At 34.7% G+C, this 19660-nt stretch carries 23 protein-coding genes and 2 pseudogenes; 11 read left to right on the top strand and 14 right to left on the bottom strand.

Features of this window, described 5'->3' with window-relative positions:
• Positions 1-11: 11 nt before the first annotated feature.
• From BOQ62_RS05150 to BOQ62_RS05130, 5 genes and pseudogenes are all read right to left on the bottom strand, one after another.
• Positions 12-578: an ExbD/TolR family protein gene (locus BOQ62_RS05150; protein ID WP_129037674.1), complete on the bottom strand. Its 567-nt coding sequence runs from the start codon at positions 576-578 to the stop codon at positions 12-14.
• A gap of 11 nt (positions 579-589) precedes the next feature.
• On the bottom strand, positions 590-1198 hold the full coding sequence (locus BOQ62_RS05145) for an ExbD/TolR family protein (protein ID WP_129037672.1): 609 nt from the start codon (positions 1196-1198) through the stop codon (positions 590-592).
• Positions 1199-1259: 61 nt separating this feature from the next.
• Positions 1260-2122: pseudogene (locus BOQ62_RS05140) on the bottom strand (MotA/TolQ/ExbB proton channel family protein).
• Positions 2123-2360: 238 nt separating this feature from the next.
• Positions 2361-5174 (bottom strand): leucine--tRNA ligase, encoded by a 2814-nt coding sequence (gene leuS / locus BOQ62_RS05135; protein WP_129037668.1) that lies wholly within the window; start codon positions 5172-5174, stop codon positions 2361-2363.
• Between the two features lie 171 nt (positions 5175-5345).
• Entirely contained in the window at positions 5346-5819 is a 474-nt protein-coding gene (locus tag BOQ62_RS05130) for a lipocalin family protein (protein ID WP_129037666.1), read from the bottom strand.
• Between the two features lie 145 nt (positions 5820-5964).
• On the opposite strand from BOQ62_RS05130, the gene BOQ62_RS05125 reads away from it, so the two are divergent.
• Genes BOQ62_RS05125 through BOQ62_RS05115 form a run of 3 tightly spaced genes read left to right on the top strand, consistent with a single transcriptional unit; the run spans position 5965 to position 8403 of the window.
• Entirely contained in the window at positions 5965-6996 is a 1032-nt protein-coding gene (locus tag BOQ62_RS05125) for an acyltransferase family protein (RefSeq protein ID WP_164976684.1), read from the top strand.
• A gap of 22 nt (positions 6997-7018) precedes the next feature.
• Entirely contained in the window at positions 7019-7777 is a 759-nt protein-coding gene (locus BOQ62_RS05120) for a glycosyltransferase family 2 protein (RefSeq protein WP_129037662.1), read from the top strand.
• Positions 7777-8403, top strand: coding sequence for a deoxyuridine 5'-triphosphate nucleotidohydrolase (locus tag BOQ62_RS05115; RefSeq protein WP_129037660.1), 627 nt, complete (start codon positions 7777-7779; stop codon positions 8401-8403). The genes BOQ62_RS05120 and BOQ62_RS05115 overlap by 1 nt, the downstream gene beginning before the upstream one ends.
• Here BOQ62_RS05115 and BOQ62_RS05110 read toward each other — a convergent pair.
• The 8 genes from BOQ62_RS05110 to BOQ62_RS05085 all read right to left on the bottom strand — a co-directional run bounded on the left by BOQ62_RS05110 (position 8395) and on the right by BOQ62_RS05085 (position 12704).
• The gene (locus tag BOQ62_RS05110; protein WP_317127359.1) at positions 8395-9516 is read right to left on the bottom strand and encodes a 3-deoxy-D-manno-octulosonic acid transferase; all 1122 of its coding nucleotides are present in this window, start codon (positions 9514-9516) and stop codon (positions 8395-8397) included. The genes BOQ62_RS05115 and BOQ62_RS05110 overlap by 9 nt on opposite strands.
• Positions 9517-9637: 121 nt before the next feature.
• Positions 9638-9820: a cupin domain-containing protein gene (locus tag BOQ62_RS22980; protein ID WP_228413731.1), complete on the bottom strand. Its 183-nt coding sequence runs from the start codon at positions 9818-9820 to the stop codon at positions 9638-9640.
• The gene (locus tag BOQ62_RS22975) at positions 9814-9981 is read right to left on the bottom strand and encodes a hypothetical protein (protein ID WP_228413727.1); all 168 of its coding nucleotides are present in this window, start codon (positions 9979-9981) and stop codon (positions 9814-9816) included. Before BOQ62_RS22975 ends, BOQ62_RS22980 begins: the two co-directional genes overlap by 7 nt.
• Positions 9978-10445: a DUF1648 domain-containing protein gene (locus BOQ62_RS05100; RefSeq protein WP_129037658.1), complete on the bottom strand. Its 468-nt coding sequence runs from the start codon at positions 10443-10445 to the stop codon at positions 9978-9980. Before BOQ62_RS05100 ends, BOQ62_RS22975 begins: the two co-directional genes overlap by 4 nt.
• A 22-nt stretch (positions 10446-10467) precedes the next feature.
• Positions 10468-11184 carry a C40 family peptidase gene (locus BOQ62_RS05095; protein ID WP_129037656.1) on the bottom strand — a complete coding sequence of 239 codons (717 nt, stop codon included), beginning with the start codon at positions 11182-11184 and terminating at the stop codon, positions 10468-10470.
• Positions 11185-11269: 85 nt separating this feature from the next.
• Entirely contained in the window at positions 11270-11917 is a 648-nt protein-coding gene (locus tag BOQ62_RS05090; RefSeq protein ID WP_129037654.1) for an O-methyltransferase, read from the bottom strand.
• Positions 11918-12034: 117 nt separating this feature from the next.
• Positions 12035-12190, bottom strand: a complete 156-nt coding sequence (locus tag BOQ62_RS24245; protein WP_410494181.1) for a CCPGW family putative bacteriocin — start codon at positions 12188-12190, stop codon at positions 12035-12037.
• A 196-nt stretch (positions 12191-12386) separates the two neighbouring features.
• On the bottom strand, positions 12387-12704 hold the full coding sequence (locus tag BOQ62_RS05085; protein ID WP_129037652.1) for a hypothetical protein: 318 nt from the start codon (positions 12702-12704) through the stop codon (positions 12387-12389).
• A 287-nt stretch (positions 12705-12991) separates the two neighbouring features.
• Between BOQ62_RS05085 and BOQ62_RS05080 the strand changes: the two genes are divergently transcribed.
• From BOQ62_RS05080 to BOQ62_RS05070, 3 genes are read left to right on the top strand one after another with little or no spacing between them, the layout of a single operon-like run.
• Entirely contained in the window at positions 12992-13585 is a 594-nt protein-coding gene (locus BOQ62_RS05080) for a hypothetical protein (RefSeq protein ID WP_129037650.1), read from the top strand.
• Between the two features lie 52 nt (positions 13586-13637).
• A complete protein-coding gene (locus tag BOQ62_RS05075; protein ID WP_129037648.1) occupies positions 13638-14207 on the top strand; it encodes a hypothetical protein in 570 nt (189 codons plus the stop codon).
• Positions 14173-15180, top strand: coding sequence for an HTTM domain-containing protein (locus BOQ62_RS05070; protein ID WP_228413725.1), 1008 nt, complete (start codon positions 14173-14175; stop codon positions 15178-15180). Before BOQ62_RS05075 ends, BOQ62_RS05070 begins: the two co-directional genes overlap by 35 nt.
• Before the next feature lie 51 nt (positions 15181-15231).
• Here the strand turns inward: BOQ62_RS05070 and BOQ62_RS05065 are convergent, their stop codons facing one another.
• On the bottom strand, positions 15232-16065 hold the full coding sequence (locus BOQ62_RS05065; RefSeq protein WP_129037646.1) for an OmpA family protein: 834 nt from the start codon (positions 16063-16065) through the stop codon (positions 15232-15234).
• A gap of 87 nt (positions 16066-16152) precedes the next feature.
• Here BOQ62_RS05065 and tilS point away from each other — a divergent pair, with 87 nt between their 5' ends.
• The 5 genes and pseudogenes from tilS to BOQ62_RS05035 all read left to right on the top strand — a co-directional run.
• Complete coding sequence (tilS, locus tag BOQ62_RS05060; RefSeq protein WP_129037644.1) at positions 16153-17505, top strand: tRNA lysidine(34) synthetase TilS; 1353 nt, start codon at positions 16153-16155, stop codon at positions 17503-17505.
• The gene (locus tag BOQ62_RS05055) at positions 17478-18038 is read left to right on the top strand and encodes an RNA polymerase sigma factor (protein ID WP_129037642.1); all 561 of its coding nucleotides are present in this window, start codon (positions 17478-17480) and stop codon (positions 18036-18038) included. The genes tilS and BOQ62_RS05055 overlap by 28 nt, the downstream gene beginning before the upstream one ends.
• A gap of 80 nt (positions 18039-18118) precedes the next feature.
• Entirely contained in the window at positions 18119-18550 is a 432-nt protein-coding gene (locus BOQ62_RS05050) for a thioredoxin family protein (protein ID WP_129037641.1), read from the top strand.
• Complete coding sequence (locus BOQ62_RS05045; RefSeq protein WP_129037639.1) at positions 18547-19077, top strand: peroxiredoxin-like family protein; 531 nt, start codon at positions 18547-18549, stop codon at positions 19075-19077. The genes BOQ62_RS05050 and BOQ62_RS05045 overlap by 4 nt, the downstream gene beginning before the upstream one ends.
• Positions 19078-19309: 232 nt before the next feature.
• A pseudogene (locus BOQ62_RS05035) lies at positions 19310-19660 on the top strand (hypothetical protein); the annotation flags it as partial.

Raw genomic sequence — 19660 nt, 5'->3', positions numbered from 1 at the left:
TTATGGTTAAATTACTTTGTAGCAGCTGGTGCAGCAGCACCTCCTACTTTCTTCTCATAAATAGCTTTTTCCCAAGGTTTGATGTCAGTAACCCCGTACTGCTCACTTTTGGTAATTGCCATTTCGTCAAGAATATCAACAAAGTTCTTATATATAGCATCGTCAGTTGGCTTAATGATCACGGTAAATTTTGTTTGATCTGCAGCTCTAGATTTTGCCTGCTGAATTACTTTTCTAATTCCTTCTCTATCAAGAGTAGTTTCCATAAGAGTTTGGTCATTCAAGGAAGTTGCATCCTGCTGGTGCCAAAAAACTCTATTGTCTTTTCCTAATAAGATAGAAATTGAGTTTGAAAGTTTAATTTCTGTTGGAGGTGGTTTTTGTTTTTCATCTTTCGGTTTTGCCGGAAGACCCAAATCCATAACGTTCGGTTTACTAAATGTAGTTGTGAACATAAAGAAGGTAATCAATAGAAAACCCAAGTCTACCATCGGAGTCATATCGACTCTGGTGTTCTGCTTCTTGGAACGGACCTTGCCGCCCTTGCCGCCTTTTTCCTGTACTTGTACTTCTGCCATTTCTATCGATATTATTCGTTAGGTTTACCTTCTTGTGATGTAATCAACCAAAATTTAAGAAAATCAATATCTCTTAAACCTTCAAATAGGCTTTTCACTTTAGGGTATTGCGTTGTAACGTCACCTTTAATAGCTAACTTGTAGTCAGGGTTAACGCTCAAACTTTCTTTTACCCAATCAATTAATTGCTTATTTGTACTGTCCATAGGAATTCCTGATGGACTTCTATAATTTTTCTGCTCATCTGCAGGCAAATCCAAATACCCTTTTAGTTGGTTCATTGGAACTCCAATTGCCTGAACTTTCTGGAAAGCAGCTTTTTGGTTGTTGTCAAAAGTAATCCCATACTTTTGTCCCATTTTATCCAAAAGAGCTATTCTTTCTGATGCATTTTCTACCGGCTGGAAATAGAATTTTCCGTCCGGAGTAGCGTTGATAGTCATTAAACTAGCATCAGGAAGCAATTTTTCCGAAATTGAAGATGGCGGTTTGATCTGCTCCACGTCAGGTTTTTTAAACTGAGTGGTCAAGATAAAGAACGTAAGAAGTAGGAACGCAACGTCACACATTGCGGTCATGTCCGTTACGACTCCATGTCTTTTAGGTTTGACTCTCGCCATTATTATAAAATATTTTTAATTAAACTTCTTTTAATTGCTAATGCAAATATCTTGCTAATTCTTAGTTGAATTCAGCGAAAGATTGTTGGATACTCATAGAGATCTCGTCGATCTTGTAAGTTAATCCATCAATTTTAGATGTAAAGAAGTTATAAAGGATAATAGCGATTGCTGAAGTACCAATACCTAATGCCGTGTTGATCAAGGCTTCAGAGATACCTGTAGATAGAGCAGCAGCATCTGGAGTACCACCTCCTGAACCTAATGCGAAGAACGCCTTGATCATCCCGATTACTGTTCCAAGTAGTGCGATTAGGGTTGCAACTGTACCTAGAGTAGAAAGAATCATCATGTTTTTCTCAAGCATTGGCATCTCAAGAGTTGTAGCTTCTTCGATAGCTTTGTTAAGTGCTACCATTTTCTGCTCCTTATTTAATGTGTTATCGTGAGAAAGTGCTTTGTAAGTAGTAAGACCTTCTTTCACTACGTTACCTACAGAACCTTGTTGTCTGTCACACTCTTCGATAGCTTCGTCAATTTTGTTTTGGTTTAGTAAGCTTCTTACTTGTACAACGAAGTTGTCTAAGTTTCCTTTTCCAGCAGCTTTACCAAGAACGAAATATCTTTCAAAAGAGAAAACGATTACAGTAATCATGAAAGTAATCAAGATTGGTACGATAACCCCTCCTTTGTAAATAATACCTAAGAACGATTCTGGGTGAATGTCTTTTCCTTCAACACTTGAAAAGGCTACAGAACCACTTCCTAGTTTATCTGCATCTTTAAAGTTTCCTGGGCTCCCAAGAACGAATAAATAAATACATACTCCTATAGCAAATAGAATAGGAATAATAACAGCTGGATTTAAACCTCCTGCCTTTCTAGCAACTACTTGCTCATCATTTTTGAAACATTCATTTCCATATTTAACTAAATTATATTGTTTTAAAATTTTACAGGGTGTAAATTAAAGGCAAAATTAATTAAAATGCAAGAGTCTTAATTAAACATTTTGCTTTTTTTGATAAAGAAATTTTAATACGATTTCGAAATAATAATTATTTTAAATTATTTTATTTATTTTTTCCAAATTTAACATTTGAGTTAAAAAATCAAAAAATAAGACACCCATTTTTTTTAATTTCCCAATGTTAATTTTTTTTTAAATTACGATATTCACAATACGGTGAGGGACTACAATGATTTTTTTAGGGGTTTTACCCTCCAGAATCTGTTGCATTTTCTCATTCGAAATCACCAAATCTTCTACTTCCTTGGCAGATAATTGAGCTGAAAGTGAAATTTTGAACTTCATTTTACCGTTTACGCTTACCGGATACTCAATTTCGTCTTCCACCAGATAATCCTCATTCAATGCTGGGAATTTTTCAAACTCAATAGATGTTCCGTTTCCTAATAAACTCCATAGTTCTTCACAAATGTGAGGTGCATACGGAGAAATGATAACGGCAAGCGGCTCTAAAATATTGCGTTTGTTGCATTTTATTTTCTGCAGCTCGTTTACTGCAATCATAAATGATGATACGGATGTATTGAAAGAGAAATTTTCAATATCATATACTACCTTCTTTATTAAGGTATGTAAAACTTTATATTCTGCTTTTGTAGGTTCTTCATCCGAAACTTCAAATACGTCTCCGTTGAAATACAGGTTCCAGAATTTTTTAAGGAAACCATATACTCCACTTAATCCTTGAGTATTCCAAGGCTTAGATTGTTCTAACGGTCCTAAGAACATTTCATATAATCTTAACCCATCTGCTCCGTATTCTTCACAGATATCATCAGGGTTTACTACGTTATATTTTGACTTAGACATTTTTTCTACTTCACGATCTGTGATGTATTTTCCGTCTTCCAGAATAAATTCGGCATCTGCATAATCCGGTCTCCATGCTTTGAAGGCTTCTGTATCCAATTCATCAGAAGTTCCTTTTAATAAGGATACGTCTACGTGGATCTGCTGAGTCTGGTAATCTTTAGCTAAATTTTTAGATACATATTGATTAGTACCTTCAATTCTGTATACAAATGCACTCATTCCCAAGATCATCCCCTGGTTGATCAATTTCTGGAACGGTTCATCATGGCTGATATATCCTCTGTCTTTTAGGAACATGTTCCAGAAACGGGAATATAATAAGTGACCGGTTGCGTGCTCGCTTCCTCCTATATATAGGTCTACCTGTCCCCAGTAATCTGCTAATTCTTTTTTAACAAAGGTTTCTTCGTCGTTAGGATCCATATATCTAAGGAAATACCATGAGCTTCCTGCCCAACCTGGCATTGTAGATAATTCTAACGGGAAAATTGTTTTATCATCAATAAGTTCTGTAGCAACTACTTTCTGATTAGCTTCATCCCATGCAAATTCTCTTGCGTTTCCTAGTGGTGGATCTCCGTCTTCTGTTGGTAAATATTTTTCAACTTCAGGAAGTTCTAATGGTAAAGCAGAAGCTGGCAGCGTGTAAGGCATTCCATCCTTATAATATATAGGAACAGGTTCTCCCCAATAACGCTGTCTTGAGAAAATAGCATCACGCTGTCTGTAGTTGGTAGTTCCATGACCGATTCCTTTCGTTTCGATCTCGGAAATCATTTTTGCTTTCGCTTCATTATAATGTAATCCGTTTAAGAAATCGGAGTTTACACAAACAGAATCTTTGGAATCAAAAGATTTTTCCTGAACATCTTCTTCAGTTTCTACCACTTTTTTGATTTCAAGATTAAATTTCTTCGCAAATCTGTGGTCACGCTCATCGTGTGCGGGAACTGCCATTACAGCTCCTGTTCCATATCCCATCAATACATAGTCTGAAATATAGATCGGCATTTTTTCATTGCTGAATGGGTTGACTGCATAACTTCCGGTGAAAGCTCCGCTCACGTTTTTCACGTCAGACATTCTGTCTCTCTCCGTTTTTTTGGAAGTTTCTTCAATATAAGTATCTACTTCTACTTTTTGAGCATCTGTAGTAATGGTTTCCACTAAAGGATTTTCCGGAGCCAATACCATAAAGGTTGCTCCAAAGATAGTATCAGGTCTTGTGGTGAATACCTCAACGACTTCGTCATGTCCTTCTACTTTGAACTGAAGCTGTGCTCCCTGAGATTTTCCAATCCAGTATTCCTGAGAATCTTTCAACGGCTGTGGCCAGTCTAATGTATTTAATCCCTGTAATAATCTTTCAGAATAAGCAGAAATTCTCATGCTCCACTGCATCATTTTCTTTTGGAATACAGGAAATCCTCCTCTTTCTGATTTTCCATCCTTCACTTCATCATTTGCCAGTACTGTTCCTAATGCGGGGCACCAGTTTACTGTCGTTTCTGCTCTGTAAGCAAGACGATAGTTTAATAGGATGTCTTCTTTATCTAGATCGGAAGCAACTTTCCATTCTTCTTCTGTGAAATTTAATTCGTCATTCTGATTGGCATTTAATCCCTCTGTTCCTTTTTCTTCGAAATGCTGAATTAATGAATCAATAGATTCTGCTTTGTCGGTATTTTTATTATACCATGAGTGGTACAATTGGATAAAAATCCATTGTGTCCATTTATAATAAGAAGCGTCTGAAGTTCTTACTTCTCTGCTCCAGTCGAATGAGAATCCAATTTTTTTCAGTTGCTCCTCGTATCTGTTGATGTTTTGTTCTGTAGTAACAGCCGGATGCTGTCCTGTCTGGATCGCATACTGTTCAGCAGGGAGTCCAAAGCTGTCATATCCTACCGGGTGAAGTACATTAAACCCCTGGTGTCTTTTGTATCTCGCATAGATATCTGATGCAATATATCCCAGCGGGTGACCTACGTGAAGTCCTGCTCCTGATGGATACGGAAACATATCGAGTACATAAAACTTAGGTTTGTCTGTGTTATTAGAGGTTTTATAGGTTTGATTTTCCTCCCAGTATTTCTGCCACTTTTTTTCTATCTGCTGATGATCGTAAAACACTTTATATATCTGTTATATGTTAGACTGAATTATTTTTCTTTTTGACAAGATTCACAAAATTAATGATTTTAAAGTAAATAGAAATTTAATTTATAATGAATTGCCATTCTGTGCTCAACAAAAAAATCCCATCCGGGGATGAGATCTATTTTTATGTCCTGAAGTATATTATTATTGCGGAACTCTTTTGAAAGTATAAGTTCTTGTCTGGAATATAGTAGGATCCTGAGTCTCTTCCCTTACAGCAAGATTGAGCGTTGTATTATCCAACGTAATAATCTTTGCATTCTGAGGCTCTACTACTCCCTGAATTTTTATCTGAACATCTTTCCCTTCCTTATTATAGGTATAGTTGAATTTTATATCAGAAAGAATAGCACACTGTCCAGGTGTGGCAGTATCTCCCCAGTTCGTTTTTCCCCCTTTGGAATCAACGCTGAACCACCATCTGGTCTGCTTCTGGCAGTCTGTATAAGTTATCGTGTTAGAAACCGGATCTTCACCAGTCTCAACAGTAGTAACCACTTCTTTTAAGGGTTGCCAGGTCCCAACCAGAGGAGCTTCCAAAACAGTATCATTGCTATCACTACATCCTGTAGCGGCAAACAGTGACAAACCTGCAAATAGTAATGCTAATTTCTTCATAGATCAATTTTTTCAAGCGCTAAAATTATAATTTTTTTGATTTATATTACTATTTTTTATGAAAAATTATTTCATCTTCCTTTATTTCTATATATTTAAAAACACGAAGACCTCATTTTCCCTTTATTTAACAAATAATGAATGTATGAGCACCGAACATTCTATTAAAAGAGTTATTTTTGCAGGAAACAAAATACAAATGCAGGATATAACGAAAAACAATTTTGACTTTATACGTGTTCTCCTCGCCTTTATTGTCTTTCTGGGACATCTTGGCACCCTCAGCGCTTCTCCTGATCTCAAAATTTTTGAGCACAGCCCTATAGAAATTGCCGTTTTCGGTTTTTTTGCAGTGAGTGGATTTCTTATTGCAAGGAGCTATGACAGGTCTTCAAGCCTGAAAAGTTATTTAAAAAAGAGAATCAAAAGAATTGTTCCTGCTTACTTATTGGTTATTTTTTTATGTGCTATTTTATTAAGTTTGGTAAGCACCTATTCCTTCACCGAGTATTTCAGCAATACACAAGTTTACAAATATCTTTTCTGGAATTCATTATTTTTAAATTTTAAAGCCCCCTGGCTTCCAGGAGTTTTTGGAAATCAGGCTGTGAATGGTGCCCTTTGGACACTAAAAATAGAAATGTGCTACTATTTCTCTGTTCCTTTGTTGTTTTTGCTTTTCGGAAAGAATAATAAATACAGGAATATAAGTCTGGTTATTTTATACTTCCTATCACTTATTTATCTCAATTATTTTGAATCTTTAAATAAAATTTCACTTGCCAAACAGCTTCCCGGAACATTATCCTATTTTATCCCCGGAATGCTTATTTATTTTAATTTTGATAAATTCATCCAACATAAAAATATCATTTTCATTATTGCTATTGCGACTGTATGGATTGATTTATTTTTAAAAATCCAGCTTTTTTCTCCCATGATGATCGGGGTTATCGTAATGTATATCGCCTATTCATTCAAATTCTTAAATAACTTTGGGAAATATGGTGATTTCACCTACGGAATATACATCTTCCATTTCCCTATTATCAGAACTTTCCAGACTTTAGGATTATTCGAAGATTATAACCCTTTTGTAATGGCCTTGGTATGTATGCTGGTGGTGATTGCTGTAGGAGTAAGCTCCTGGCATCTTTATGAAAAAAGATTTTTATAATTTTGTAGTTTAGAAAACATAAATGAAAGATCTTGTCTCCATTATAACGCCTTGCTACAATTCCGCAGAATTTATCGAGGAAACCATACAGTCTGTCCTTAACCAAACCTATGAAAACTGGGAATGGCTGATCACTGACGACCTCTCCAAAGATAATACAGCAGAAATCATTAAAAAATATAATGATCCAAGAATAAAACTGCATGTATTAGAGAAAAACGGAGGTGCCGGAAATGCCAGAAATAAAAGTCTTGAAAGAGCTAAGGGAAGGTATATTGCATTCCTAGATTCTGATGATTTGTGGTATCCTGAATATCTGGAAACCATGATTACTTTTCTTCAGGAAAATAATGCAGAACTGGCCTATTGTAATTACTCAAGATGTCATGAATATACAATGGAACCCATTTTAAAAGATTTTGAAGCAGATAAAATTGTTACTTTTTCTAATTTATTGAAAACCTGCAGGCTGGCTCCGGTTTCCACCATTTACGACACCAAAAGAGTTGGGAAATTTTTCTTTCCGATAAAAAGTAAACGAGAAGATCATGTGATGTGGCTGAATCTTTTGAAAGTAATTCCAGAAGGGATTCCTGTAAAAAAGACCATGGCCAAATACAGAATGCGTGAAAACAGTGTTTCCAGAAACAAAAAAAACATCATCAAAGATCAATATCTTGTCTATAAAGATTTCATGGGATTCTCTGCAATAAAATCGTTGTATTACACGGCTAACTGGGCGTTAAACGGATTCCTGAAATACTCGAAAATTTTTAATTAATGGAATATTCAAAAGAGTTCAAAGCTGCTCTGAGTGCTTTTTCCGGAGCGGAGAAGGACAAACTTATTTTCAGACTCCTGAGAAAGGATAAATTATTGTCTAAAAAGCTCTATTTTGAACTCATTGATCCGGAAACTACAGACGACAAAAGGAATGCTATGGAAGATCATGTGGAAGAGCAGCTTCTTCTGGCTTCAAAATATGTAGGAAATGCCAAATATTTCCTGACTGTCGTTCGAAAAATAAGTGCTGAAATTACAGAGCACGTCAAAATCACCACTGATAAATTCGGGGATGTTTCTCTGAATCTTCTTCTTGTAAACAAAGTGTTGGAAAACAATGGAGACCTCAGCAGACAAAGGTTTGACAATGTTTACAAGCTTTATATTTACATCATCAATAAAGTCTTTAAATCATTAATCTTGGTAAAAAAACTAGATGAAGATTACTGGATGGAAATTGATGAATATCTTCGTGATACCCAAAAGAAAATCTCAGAGAACCATTATCTTCAAAAGCTATGTACCAACAATGGTCTTGATATTAACTGGCTTGAATGCGACAGGATTCCTGAAAACATTGACCAGGTTATGAAGGAAATGAAAAGTCAGGGATATCTACGCTAAGATTTTTTGAAGAATCATTTTGGTAGAATCAGGTTTTTCCTCTACAAATTTTCCGGCATTTTGAGACATTTCTTCAAGTTCTTCTCTATTCTCTTCATTCAAGAGGAATAACACGAATTCTGAGGCTGTATATTCGTCAGGAAAAGACTTTCCGCCATTGGCAGCAATCAGATCATCTGCTTCCGGATTCTTTTTGTAATGATTTCCAAAGACCACAGGAACTCCAAAGGTTGCTGCTTCCAGAATATTGTGAAGCCCTGCATCATGAAATCCACCACCTACAACCGCTACATCTGCATAAGAATATAGTTTTGATAGTAAACCAATGCTGTCTATGATCAGAATTTGAGAATTGAAAGTTGGTAACGGAGTACTTTGGATTTCGCTATACAATAAAGCGTCCGGAAATATATTTTTTAAATGCTCTACTCTTTTCAGATCATGAGGAGCTATGATAAGTTTCATCGTATTATTTTTGCGGGAAACCACTTCTGCTATTTTCTCTTCTGACTGCCATGAACTTCCGAAAACAACTGCTTTATTTTCTCCGATGAAGTCTGCAATGAAGTCTACATGATTATCCCGCTTGCGAAGCTGTTTTACCCTGTCAAATCTTGTATCTCCCGTTACAGAAGACTTTATTAATCCTATACTTTTCGCTAAAGCCAATGAGAACTGAGTCTGATGAAAAAACCAGTCTACATTTTTCTGAAGCTGTTTTACAAACCATTTTCCATAGGAGGTAAAGAAAGATTGTCTTTCATAGAATAGTGCAGAAATCACATAGATCTTTGTTCCTTTATTTTTTAATTCAGCAAGGAGGTTATACCAATAATCATATTTAACCGTAAAAAATAGTTCAGCCTTAAACTGAGCTGTAAATTCTTTTACAGTGCTTTTTTTATCGAAGGGTAAGTAACAGATCACATCTGCAATATGTTTCTTTTTAATAACATTCTCATATCCTGAAGGTGAAAAGAAAGTTACCAGTATTTTGTGTTGAGGAAAATTTTCTTTGAGCTTTTCCAGAACGGGTAAACCCTGCTCATATTCTCCAAGGCTGGCGGCGTGCATCCAGATCACTTTATCTGTTTTTGAAAATGCAGATTTCACTTTATCCAGTGACCGCGTTCTTCCTTCAACGCCTTTTTTAGTTTTATCATTAATTAATGCAAAACCTTCATTCCGAAAGTAAGAAGAGCAATAAATATATTATAGAGAAAAGCCATTTTAATTATTCTTTAATTTCAATTCTGTCATGATCCGTAGAAGGATTGGATATGACTAAAAACTCAATTTCTTCGGTAGATTCATTAGAGATAAAATGTTTTGATCCGGGTTCTATAGAAATGGATTCTCCCTGCTTAACAAAAAATTTCTCATCATTGATGCTGAATACCCCAACTCCTTTCAGCATATAAAAAACTGTTCTGCTACTTTATGATAGTGAAGTTTTTCTGAAGTTCCTGCCGGCACCTTTTCCTGCTTGATGGATAAGTTATGCGTATTTTTAAGGATCCAGCTGTCACATTGGTTTCCCCAGATATAATGCTCTGAATTTTCTTTAGAATGTATCATTTAAATAGATAGGCAATAAAAAGTAATGCAGGAGTAAATAACACAACTGATAAAAAGATAGTGGCGAATGAAATTTTTGGTTTCGCCTTCTCATCTACAGCATATCTAAACATATAGTCCTGGATATTTGTAAAAATGACTGCCAGTACCACAAAAAGAATTCTCAATCCGATTTTCATAACCAAAAACTGAGCATTCATATTCTGTTCTGTAATTTCTACGGGGAAATTAGTATCTTCAGGATGTCTCATTCCATAAACGAATAGAGCATATAATCCCAAAGCCAATACAGGCATCAGAAAGGCATACATTCTTCCACCAAATCCATCAGCTTTTCCTTCCATATCAAAATGCACAGGAATTCTCTCTGGCAGGTTGTTATAGTTTTTGAAGGTAAACCACCATAGAAAAGCGACCCATCCAAAATTAAAAATATCAAAAATTGTAAAGAGAATATTTTCCATTTCAGATTAAATTTAATAAGAATTAAATTACACTTTTCAGCACTCTCAGTTTATGAGTATGCTTGTTCATTTCTTTATTGAAAATTCCTGTGGAATCCAGCGTATCAATTCTTACTTTTCCGGAAGCATGGATGATCTTTTGATTGTCAAGCATTATTCCTACGTGGATAATTTTTCCTTCTGCATTTTCAAAGAAAGCAAGATCTCCTGGCTGTGTCTCTTCTACAAAAGTAAGCGCTTCTCCTACCTCAGCCTGCTGTGAAGCGTCTCTAGGTATTTTGATATTATGAATTTTATAAACCAATTGGGTAAACCCTGAGCAGTCTACGGCAAAAAAGCTTTTACCGCCCCACAGATAAGGTACGTTAAGGAATTCTTTTGCTGCCATAGCAATGCTTTCTCTTACATCATGACTTCTTCTGGAAGCAACCACTGGAAATTCCACTTCGGAACCCATAGACAGTAAGGTCTTTCCATCATTCATCAAGACGGAAGAAAAATCTTCAGTAACAACAGTAACTTTTCTTTTGGCCAGCTCTTCATCCGTCACTGGTTTCAATTGTTTGGTATCCATCCATCCTTCATAACCATCGTAATGCATTTTTATTTTGGTCCAGTTTTTATCTACTTCCAAAATATCTGCACTTTCTCCAAACAATATTTCCGTAACAATTTCAGCTCTGTCAGAATTCTCTGCACGAACCGGCGCTACTGTAACAATACAAATTCCTTTATTCATTAACTCTCAATTTAAAGATTGAATAATTTAAAGAAAAAATACAAACTATATCTTCTTTAAATGTTTTAATCTCTGGATATTTTAATTACTTTCTGCGAAGAAAGTTGACTCCATCACGCAAAGGTAGAATAAGATTTTCAAAATCTTCATCTTTTGCTGCCAAATCATTTAATTCCTGGATAGACAGGGTAGATTTTAGCTTTGGGTTTTCTTCCAAAACTTTTCCGTACCACAGAACATTATCAAACAGAATCACAGTCCCGGATTTTGTATGTGGTTTAATCAGTCTGAAATATTCGGCGTAATTTTCTTTATCGGCATCTACAAAAATCAGATCAAAAAATTTATCTGTTTCTTTTAAATATTCTTTAGCATCCTGAAGCTTAAAATCAATCTGACTGGCATATTCGCTTGACTCAAAATATTTTTTCGGAAGATAGGCAAGATCTTCGTTAACGTCCAGAGTCGTTATTTTTCCGTCTTTTGCTAATCCTGACGCAAGACATAAGGTAGCATATCCTGTAAATGTTCCGATTTCCAGAATACTTTTCGGCTGCAGCATCTGGGAAATAATCGTTAATAATCTTCCCTGCTGATAACCGGAAATCATATGAGGCTGTGTCGTCTTCTGATAAGTCTCCCTTCTCAGCTTTCTCAGAATTTCGGATTCCGAAGAAGCATGTGTTTCCAAATATCTGTCCATTTCAGGATTCTTTTCTTCAAAAAAACTCATACCATTTTAATTTAAGCAAATTTAAGGATTTTAAAGCTAGTTTTTAAACCCAATAATAAGATACAAAAAAAGAGAGAAATCAATCCCTCTCTTTTTCTTAGCCAGATCTAAATTTTATTATATGGCTATACAATATTGTCTTATACCAGCACAAACCCATCCTGGGCAACACTTTGTTTGTGGACTAGTACAAAATATCTGTGGATTACACCCATTAATAGCACCTTGTACAGTTTTCATTGCTTCTCTTGAAAGTTTTTTTAAATTTTTCATAATGATTTTAGTTTAGTATTAATTTCCTACTCTTTAGATTTTCGGACACCTCTTTAATTATTTCCTTTAATGGAGATTTAAATATACATATTCTTTTATTAATCAACGAATTATACCTATTAAATTTATTCACAAAATAAATACTCTTATTTATATCAGTGAAAACCCCATATGAAATACCGTGAAAATACGGGTGTTATCGTAATGGTATTAATGATAAGTTTGCAATAAGAATAAGGGGTAAAAACACTAAGAGAAACAAGATGATTGCAGGAGAGACACAAACTAACCATGAGAATCGCAAAACAGTCATACCGAGAGGTAGAGCTGATGCTTCTGCAGCAAAAACTAAGAAAGAAATATCCACTTCATTTTTGCAACGAATTATTTCTCTCTTGAAAAAGGAAGAATTAATTTGATTAAAAAATAAATCCCGGCCACCTTCGGGATTTATTTTTGCTTTAAAGCCCAGCAACCATATCTCTTTCGGGATCACCCTTTCCCCAACATTCAATCAGCATAATCTTTCTGCGTTTCATACTACAAGCCTTTACCTAAATTCGCAATTTAAGCAATATCCTATCGCTTGAAACCTCCATTATCAGCTATTATATTCAGGAAATCCTGGTTCAAACCTCATCTTCAAAAGTCAAAATCCTCACAAAAAAACAGGAAAAACACTTATGCATATCTATTCATGTGCCTTTACCTTTGATATAAGTTTTTCAACCATGAAACATTCAAATCAAGGAGGAACCCGAAAATCCTAAAACAGAGTAGGGATATTTTAAAAACAACCACATGAAAACAAAGACTTTATTATTAATTGGAGCTATAGTGGGACTTGTTATTATTTTTTCCCAGTTAAAGCCTCAGGAGATGTCTTTTTATAAAGAAAAGGGCAATTACATTGTAGACAACAATTACATTCTGAAAGATGTGAAAAAAATCTCTGATGAAGACATGAAAAGTTTATTAAGCCTACAAAAACTTCATCACAACAGTTTGGGTACCAATTTTATAATTTACAAAATCAACAGACAGTATGTGATCCGCGGATGTCTTATGAAAGCCAACATCGACTGGACAAAATATGGTGATCTGAGAGCAAAAGTAGAAGGGATTCTGAAAAAATACGGAGCTAAAGAACTGGGTGCCAATTATTATGCTATTCAAAATAACCAGGTTGCCACTAATGCAGCATTATTAAGCCAGAAGGACATTGCCTCTTTAAGTAAATTAACCGTAAGAGGTGCTGAAGAATACACCATTTGCCCGCCAACTATGGGAAGAAAAAATCTCACCAATGTGATCATAAAATCTTACAAAGTCAATACAGCTATTGATCCAAGAATCAATGTAAAACTGAACAGTGTATTGATGAATTACAAATAACCTCAAAAGGCTGTTTTTAGTCCGAAAACAGCCTTTTTAAAAATCTTTTGCCATGAAAAGAAAGATTCAGTTATCCGGAATTTTTATGATCCTGCTTGTGGTCTTTATTATTGGTATGAAAGGAACATTTGATGGATATTATGGTTTTTATTATGAAAACAAAAACTATGAAAAACCACTGGTGTATACTATTTCCGAAGACATTGCCCAGTCAAAACCGATCAACATATTTACTTCTTACACGGGTTTTGATACAGGATATGGTTTCTACGCACCAAATGTTGCCAGCGACTTTGTCATGAGCTTTGAATTAAAAGACCAAAATGGAAATATCCTGGAACAAAAAAACCTGCCTTATTTTAAAAACAAAGAAAGCAGAGTGAGATATACTACCGTCTTCAATATGTTTCTTGATAAAATTTCCGATAAAAATAAATACGACAAAAAGTATTATCAGTATCTGGATATTATCATCAGACAGATCTCTGCACATGTCATGAAGGAAAATCCAAAAGCAGCAAGCGTTACAACCAAACTTTATCTGTACGACTATCCTACCATTGCTAATTTCAAGCAGGGAAAAACGAATGAAAATCTTATTCTCATTGATGAATTTAAATAATAAAGCGATGAAAAAGCTAAGTACATTACTCTACAACAAAATTGAAAACTTCTTTTTCAAACAGGATAACCAGGCAGAATTCTTAAGCTTCTTCCGGGTTGCCATAGGAATTGTTATCCTCTTACAGTTTACCGCAGTACTATCAGATTTTGACAAGTTGTTTTCAAGCAGCAGTATCATTCCACAGGACATCATGAGTGTTTTCACTCCTGACTGGCTGATTACCTTCTCAAAAATAGTCAGTTTTTTACAAACGCTCGGGATTGAAGAAAGTACAACAATCATGATGACCAAAGTATCATTTATTGTACTGTGTGTATTTGTTATTACCGGATTTTATTCCAGAATTTCTGCTTTGTTGTTACTTATCTTGCAAATAGCACTGCTTAAGGGAAGTTCTTTCTTTGCTTATGGTGCAGATTTTTTCACAAGCATGTCTTTATTTTATCTGATACTTTTTCCTGCTGATCAGGATTTTTCACTGAGAAATTTTATTTTCAACAGAAAACCCGGTCTTATAAATATTACTCCGGTGAAAAGATTATTTCAGATTCATATTTCTATTGCGTATTTCTTTTCCGGGTTGGATAAAGCTTTAGGATTCAATTGGTGGAACGGTGAATCTATCTGGAAAGCCATCCATCTTCCCTACTCTAACAGGGATCTGAATATTGATTTCAGCTGGCTGATAGAACACTCTTACATTTTAAGCTTCATCGGATGGAGTACGATTATCATCGAAATGTGCTACCCGATTTTCATCTGGTACAAACCAACACAAAAAACATGGCTTTTCCTAACCACTTCTATGCACATAGGAATTGCACTTATTCTTAATTTATACTACTTTTCAGCCATTATGATTGTATGGAACATCACTAATTTTTATTTTGAACAGTCCTCTAAAAAGACTGTCACTTCATCAAAGAAAAAACTATCAACTCAATATATACCGAAACATATCAACTCATAAAAAATAAATCCCGAATTGCTTCGGGATTTATTATGGTATATGTTTTAGTGATTATTTCTTAGGAGCAATATCCATCAGTTTCATAAACTCATCCAGCTTAGGCATAATGATGATTTCTGTTCTTCTGTTTTCTCCTCTGCCTGAAACACTCATGTTAGTCGCTTTAGGATTGTATTCAGAACGTCCGCCAGCAGTAATTCTTGCCGGATCTACTCCAAACTGAGTCTGAAGAACTTTAGCTACAGAAGTACCTCTTAATGCAGAAAGATCCCAGTTGTCTCTTGGTAGATTTGGAGAATTCAACGGAGCGTTATCCGTATTACCTTCAATTAATACTGAATATTTATCGTAATCATTGATTACTTTTGCTACTTTACCTAACACCTCCTGAGCAGCAGGTAGAATGTTGTAATCTCCTGTTTTGTATAGCATTTTGTCAGAAAGAGAGATCATTACCACTCCTTTCAATACTTTCACCTGTACATCTTCATCAGATACATTATCCAAAGATCTCTTCAGTTTGTTAGACAATGCAAGGTTTAAGCTGTCATTCTTAGCATTATTGGAAATCAGTTGCTTGATATAAGAATTGGAAGCATTGATTTCTCCTACCAGTTTATCAATGTTAGCAGAACTTTTTCCTGTATTGGAAAGACATGCATCAAGGGATGATTTTAAAGCATCATGCTGACTTTTCAGCAAGTTGTTTTCACCTGATAATGCAGAGTTCTGAGATTTCAAATCCTGAATTTCTCTCTGTCTTTCTCCAATGTTTTCAATACACTGCTTATAATTGCTGCTCAAAGCGTCATACTGCTTTTTGCTGACACAAGATGTCATTCCCAGCGCCATTGCAGAAACTGCTAAAACTTTTAAAATCTTCATAAATAATCATTTTTAGACTACTCAAAGTTAGGGAAATTCAATTGAATTATATCGGTTATCTTTGCATAAAAGAAATTCTCAACATATATGTTGAAAAAATTAACCTTTATCAATCAGTTAAAAAATCTCGTTCACGAGCCGGAAAACTACACTTATCTTCTGGCGGTAAGCGGAGGTGCCGACTCTATGGTTTTAGCCTCTTTGTTCAGGGATTTCGGGCAGGAAATTAAGAATTCAAAGTTCCGGTTTCAGGTAGCTCATATCAATTATAAACTTCGTGGAAATGATTCGGATCTGGATCAGAAAACAGTACAGAATTTTTGTGAGAAAAATCATATAAAATTTCATCTGTATGAAGTTTCGGAAAAAGATCAGAAACCAGAAAATTCTATCCAGCTATGGGCAAGAGAACTTCGCTACGCCTTTTTTAAAGAAATTCAGGAAAAAGAAACGCTGGAATTTCTCGTTACAGCCCATCACCTGAATGATCAACTGGAGACTTTTATCATCAATCTGTCTAAAGCAGCAGGTATCAATGGGCTCAGCGGAATTCCAACCAAAAACAATTCTATCCTTCGTCCTCTTTTAGATTTTTCAAAAAAAGAAATTTATCAGTTTGCCGAACAAAATAATATCGAATTCCGGGAAGATCTATCGAATAAAAAGAATGATTATCTAAGGAATAAAATCAGAAATGAAATTGTTCCTATGCTAATGGAAACCAATGATCACTTTCTGGAAAACTTCAGAAAGAGTTCTCTGTTATTGAATCAAACCAAAGATTTTGTCCAGAAACAGGTTCAGGAAATAGAAAATCATCTTACAATATTTAACAAAGACTATAAAATCTTATCAAAGGAAAAGCTGGATCAGGAAAGTGATTTCGTAAAATTTGAGATCTTAAAAAAATACGGATTCAATCAGGAGGAAGAAATCCCCAAAATTTTTAAAGCAGAAAATAACAGTTCTTTTTTCTCAAAAGAATATCAGTTGATTGTCAGTCGGGATGAATTAATCTTTATTGATAAAAAGGATAAAAAGGGAGCTCAAGAAGAAATACTACTGATTGAACATTTTGATTTTTCCCAAAACCAGATCAGCATCAACCTCGTAGATGATATTGAAAACATTGACGAAGTTAACAAAGGATTTGAATGGGATTTTGATGCAGAAAAGATTAAGTTCCCACTCCTTTTGAGAAAGCAACAGGATGGAGATGAATTTTATCCGACAGGGTTTTCAGGAAAAAAGAAGGTTTCTAAATTTTTTAGGGACGAAAAATTATCTGCTTTAATCAAGGAAAAGATTTGGTTATTGTGTGATTCCGGAAACCATATTTTGGGAATTATCCCTTTTAGACAGGATCGCAGATATCAGGCAGACAGAACTACTCAAAAAAAGATAACTGTAAAGTGGACAGAAGAACAACTAATTCGTTAGCTGTTGATGATTTTAAGAAAGACAGCAATATAGCTTTTGGAATTTTATACCAACAGTATTTCGGGTATACCAAAAAATTCGTTCTCAATAATAAAGGTAATCTGGAAGATGCGGAAGACATTTTTCAGGATGCACTGCTGGTTCTTTATGAAAAGCTGAATGCCGATGAATTCAAAGTTCAAACCTGTCTGGGAAATTATATCATTGGAATTGTTAAGAATTTGTGGCTAAAGAAATTAAAAAACAGAAATTTTTATATAGAGTCTCCCGAAAGCTATTTCATGGAACATCAGCAGGAAATAAGTGCTGCTATAGAAAATGAAAAATATTACTGGGAAAAGCTGATGGGTTACATGAAATCTATCTCTTCACATTGTCAAAATCTGATCCATGATATTTTTATTGAAAATAAAAGTATGGAGGAAATCCAGAATAAATATCAGTACTCCACCAGGCATAATGCTCAGAACCAAAAGTACAAATGTGTAGAGCAGATCAAAAAGATTAAAAATAAAAGCATTTTTTCAATCTGAAAATCAAACAATTACATACAACCACATAATTAATGGGTGATTTTTTTCTTTTTCAGAGAACATAATAAGAAAAGAAATATATGTTCAAAAAAATCGTATTGAGCCTTCTTATATTAGTAGGAATTTCATTTAATGCACAAAGTACAGGCATCAATTTTCAAAAAATTGATTTAGAGGCCGCAAAAAAAATTGCAGCAAAAGAGAATAAACTGATCTTCATTGATCTTTACACCACTTGGTGCGGACCTTGTAAGCTCATGGCAAAAAAGACCTTTACTGATCCCAAAATTGGAGAGATGTTCAACAAAAATTTTGTAAATCTTGCTATAGACGCGGAAAAAGAAGGAATCAATCTGGCTAAAGAATTTAAAGTGGTCAACTATCCTTCTTTTTTATTCCTGGATCCAAAGGGACAGCTGGTTCAGTATGACTTCGGATATTATAATGCTGAACAGTTTTTAGGAGTTGGTGCTTCTGTTCTGGAAAAAAGAAATCTCAAACCGGAAAAATGATAGATCAGGTAAAAGGAAAAATGATAGGTGATAAGATTGATAATTTCAATGCGAAAGATCACCTGGGAAATACATTTTCTTTATCAAAAGAGAACAAAAAATTGGTCATCGTTTTTATCCGCGGGCAATGGTGTCCTTATTGTAACAAATACATTGAGACATTACAAAATCTGTCTCCTGAACTGAAATCAAAAAATGCAAAACTTGTGATCATCTCTCCCGAAAAGCCTGAATTTATAGAAAAGACAATTAGCAAAACGAAAACAGACTATACTGTTTTATATGATGAGGGGTATAAAATTGCAGAAGCATTTGATGTTCTTTATACTCCCGACAGCGAAACACTTAATTTCTACAATTCAAAACTAAAAGAAGATTTTTCCAACAGCAGATCGGATAATTCCGGAAGACTTCCTGTATCGGCAACTTTCATTCTTAACGAGAATAAAGAAATTACATGGAGACATTTTGATACAGACTATAAAAAGAGAGCATCTATAGAAGATATTGTAAAAAACCTGAATTGATTTTCTTAAAGTTTTTTGTCTTGGAAGGATTTTTATCATAATACCAAGTCAACAGAATTGACAAAATCAATAACCATTTTGAATGGTAAAATAAGTAACAGTTTTATTGCAATCAAGGCAATAGACGGAATATTTTAAACATCAGGCTTAAAAAAAGAAAGTTTCTAAGTTTTTTAGGGACGAAAATTTATCTATTTTAGCGAGGCAAAAATCTGAATACTGACTGACAGTAATGATTCTGTACTTTGGATCATCATTTTCAGACAGGATAGAAGATACACAAAAGATGAGAAGACAAAATGGAGTCTCAAAATTTTTAATGAAAGGAACAATGAAATTTAGAAATTGGTTTTTATTAATTCTGCTATTTTTAGCAACAGGGATTAATGCGCAGATAAAAAATCCTGTAAAATTTAAATTTACCATCAACGATCTGGGGAACAATCAATATGAAGCGATATTGAATGCAACCATGGAAAGCGGGTGGCACATTTACTCAAAAGATTTACCGGAAGATACCGGAATTCCCACTGAGTATAAAGTAACAGGAAAGAATATTGAATTGATCGGGAAATTTACCGAA

The organism is Chryseobacterium sp. CH21, assembly GCF_004119445.1.
Taxonomy (GTDB): Bacteria; Bacteroidota; Bacteroidia; order Flavobacteriales; family Weeksellaceae; genus Chryseobacterium.
The sequence above is the reverse complement of the archived record's forward strand: the minus strand, read 5'-3'. Positions and strand labels throughout refer to the sequence as shown.

Coding starts and splice junctions, on each gene's coding strand:
- BOQ62_RS05075 (WP_129037648.1), top strand. CDS start 13,638: ATGAAAAGAAAGATTCAGTTATCCGGAATTTTTATGATCCTGCTTGTG.
- BOQ62_RS05050 (WP_129037641.1), top strand. CDS start 18,119: ATGTTCAAAAAAATCGTATTGAGCCTTCTTATATTAGTAGGAATTTCA.
- BOQ62_RS05145 (WP_129037672.1), bottom strand. CDS start 1,198: ATGGCGAGAGTCAAACCTAAAAGACATGGAGTCGTAACGGACATGACC.
- BOQ62_RS05115 (WP_129037660.1), top strand. CDS start 7,777: ATGGAATATTCAAAAGAGTTCAAAGCTGCTCTGAGTGCTTTTTCCGGA.
- BOQ62_RS05095 (WP_129037656.1), bottom strand. CDS start 11,184: ATGAATAAAGGAATTTGTATTGTTACAGTAGCGCCGGTTCGTGCAGAG.
- BOQ62_RS05130 (WP_129037666.1), bottom strand. CDS start 5,819: ATGAAGAAATTAGCATTACTATTTGCAGGTTTGTCACTGTTTGCCGCT.
- tilS (WP_129037644.1), top strand. CDS start 16,153: ATGTTGAAAAAATTAACCTTTATCAATCAGTTAAAAAATCTCGTTCAC.
- BOQ62_RS22980 (WP_228413731.1), bottom strand. CDS start 9,820: ATGCTGAAAGGAGTTGGGGTATTCAGCATCAATGATGAGAAATTTTTT.
- BOQ62_RS22975 (WP_228413727.1), bottom strand. CDS start 9,981: ATGATACATTCTAAAGAAAATTCAGAGCATTATATCTGGGGAAACCAA.
- BOQ62_RS05070 (WP_228413725.1), top strand. CDS start 14,173: ATGAAAATCTTATTCTCATTGATGAATTTAAATAATAAAGCGATGAAA.
- BOQ62_RS05090 (WP_129037654.1), bottom strand. CDS start 11,917: ATGAGTTTTTTTGAAGAAAAGAATCCTGAAATGGACAGATATTTGGAA.
- BOQ62_RS24245 (WP_410494181.1), bottom strand. CDS start 12,190: ATGAAAAATTTAAAAAAACTTTCAAGAGAAGCAATGAAAACTGTACAA.
- BOQ62_RS05125 (WP_164976684.1), top strand. CDS start 5,965: ATGAGCACCGAACATTCTATTAAAAGAGTTATTTTTGCAGGAAACAAA.
- BOQ62_RS05065 (WP_129037646.1), bottom strand. CDS start 16,065: ATGAAGATTTTAAAAGTTTTAGCAGTTTCTGCAATGGCGCTGGGAATG.
- BOQ62_RS05080 (WP_129037650.1), top strand. CDS start 12,992: ATGAAAACAAAGACTTTATTATTAATTGGAGCTATAGTGGGACTTGTT.
- BOQ62_RS05120 (WP_129037662.1), top strand. CDS start 7,019: ATGAAAGATCTTGTCTCCATTATAACGCCTTGCTACAATTCCGCAGAA.
- BOQ62_RS05150 (WP_129037674.1), bottom strand. CDS start 578: ATGGCAGAAGTACAAGTACAGGAAAAAGGCGGCAAGGGCGGCAAGGTC.
- BOQ62_RS05045 (WP_129037639.1), top strand. CDS start 18,547: ATGATAGATCAGGTAAAAGGAAAAATGATAGGTGATAAGATTGATAAT.
- BOQ62_RS05100 (WP_129037658.1), bottom strand. CDS start 10,445: ATGGAAAATATTCTCTTTACAATTTTTGATATTTTTAATTTTGGATGG.